Annotated in this window: 1 protein-coding gene; it reads right to left on the bottom strand. The window is 68.8% G+C overall.

The features are described 5' to 3' along the window. The coding region (locus ABF821_RS20880; RefSeq protein WP_415531456.1) for an ATP-dependent helicase at positions 1-2,147 on the bottom strand (2,147 nt) is incomplete at both ends.

Here is a 2,147-nt window from a genome sequence, read left to right as displayed (position 1 = left end):
CCCGCGGGGGGCCCGCCCCGGAGTATCCCGTCCCAAAGCCTAATTGCTGGGGGACCCCGCGCGTGCCGCGGGCCTGGCCCGGCGGGGGGGGGGAGGGGGGGTCTGCGGCCGGGGGGGCGGCCGCGCGGGGGCGGCGGGCGGTGATGGGGAAGGCGCTGGAGAAGGCGGGGGCCTGGCCGAAGCCGCGGCCGCGCGTCTGGCTGGCGGCGCCGGTCGTGGTCACGTATTCGTCGGGCAGTTCCTCGATGAAGCGGCTGGGGGTGGCCGATTGCCAGTTGCCGTAGATGCGGCGGCTGGCGGCATGGCTGATGATGGCCCGGTGCCGCGCCCGCGTGATGCCGACATAGGCGAGGCGCCGTTCTTCCTCCAGCCCCTTCAGGCCGCCCTCGTCGAGCGTGCGCTGGGAGGGGAAGACGCCTTCCTCCCAGCCCGGCAGGAAGACCGTGTCGAATTCCAGCCCCTTCGCGCCGTGCAGGGTCATGATGCTCAGCCGTTCGGTGCCGGCGCTTTCCTCGTTTTCCATCACCAGGGCGACATGTTCGAGGAAATGGCCCAGGCTTTCGAAATCGGCCAGCGCGCGCACCAGTTCCTTCAGGTTGTCCAGCCGGCCGGGCGCCTCGATCGAGGTGTCGGCCTTCCACATGTCGATATAGCCGCTTTCCTCCAGCAGCCTGTCGATGACCACGACATGGCCTTCGCGCGGCAGGTCTTCGCGGCTCTGTTGCAGGGTGTTCAGCAGGGTGGCCAGACTGTCGCGGGCCTTGCCCTTGATCTCGCCGCGTTCGAGCATGCCGCCGATCGCCGCCGTCAGCGGCATGCCGCCGTCGCGGGCGGCCTGGTGGAATTTCTGCATCGCGACGGCACCGATGCCGCGCCGGGGGACGTTGACGATGCGTTCGAACGCCAGGTCGTCCGCTGGCTGGTTCAGCACCCGCATATAGGCCAGCGCGTCGCGGATTTCCGCGCGTTCGTAGAAGCGCAGGCCGCCGACGACACGGTAGGGCAGGCCGAGTGCGATCAGCCGTTCCTCGAACGCGCGGGTCTGGAAGCCGGCGCGGACCAGGATGGCGATTTCGGACATGCGGTGGCCGCCGGCGCGCAGGCGTTCGACCTCCTCGCCGACCAGCCGGGCTTCGTCGTCCGAATCCCAGACCGAGGCCACGCGGACTTTTTCGCCTGATGCATCTTCGCGGCCGGGGCGCAGGGTCTTGCCCAGCCTGCCGTCATTATGCGCGATCAGGCCGGAGGCGGCGCCGAGGATCTGGGCGGTGGAGCGGTAGTTGCGCTCCAGCCGGACGATGGCGGCGCCGGGGAAATCGCGCTCGAAACGCAGGATGTTTTCCACTTCCGCGCCGCGCCAGGAATAGATCGACTGGTCGTCGTCGCCGACGCAGCAGATATTGGCCTGCTGGCCCTCGCGCTGGGCCAGCAGGCGCAGCCATAGATACTGGATGGTGTTGGTATCCTGATATTCGTCGACCAGGATATAGCGGAACAGCCGGTGATACTGGGCCAGCACGTCGGGCCTGGTACGCAGGATTTCGGTGACGTGCAGCATCAGGTCGCCGAAATCGCAGGCGTTGAGCTGCACCAGCCGTGCCTGGTAGCTGGCGTAGATCGCCCGGCACTGGCCGTTGGCGAAATCGCAATCTTCGGCCGGGGTGACGCGCTCGGGCGTCAGGCCGCGATCCTTCCAGCGCTGGATCACGCCCAGGATGCCCTGCGGGGGCCAGCGCTTGCTGTCGATGCGCAGCGGCTCGATCACCTGCTTGAGCAGGCGGAGCTGGTCGTCGGTGTCGAGGATGGTGAAGCCGGAACCGAGCCCGACATATTCGGCGTGGCGGCGCAGCATGCGCGCGCAAAGAGCATGGAAAGTGCCCAGCCACAGACCTTCGACCGGCTCGCCCAGCAGGGTGCCGATCCGCTCGCGCATTTCGCGCGCCGCCTTGTTGGTGAAGGTGACGGCCAGGATCTGGTAGGGCCGCGCCCGGCCTGAGAGCAGGATGTGGGCGAAGCGCGTGGTCAGGACGCGCGTCTTGCCCGTTCCGGCGCCGGCCAGGACCAGGAGCGGGCCGTCCGTCGTCTCGATCGCCATCCGCTGTTCGGGATTGAGGCGCTGGAGATAGTCCGGGGCGTCGGGGGTGGGG

It is taken from the genome of Gluconacetobacter sp. (genome assembly GCF_047721585.1).
Classification (GTDB): Bacteria; Pseudomonadota; Alphaproteobacteria; order Acetobacterales; family Acetobacteraceae; genus Gluconacetobacter; species Gluconacetobacter dulcium.
Note: the sequence above shows the minus strand (reverse complement) of the source record. Positions and strands in the feature narration are given on the sequence as shown.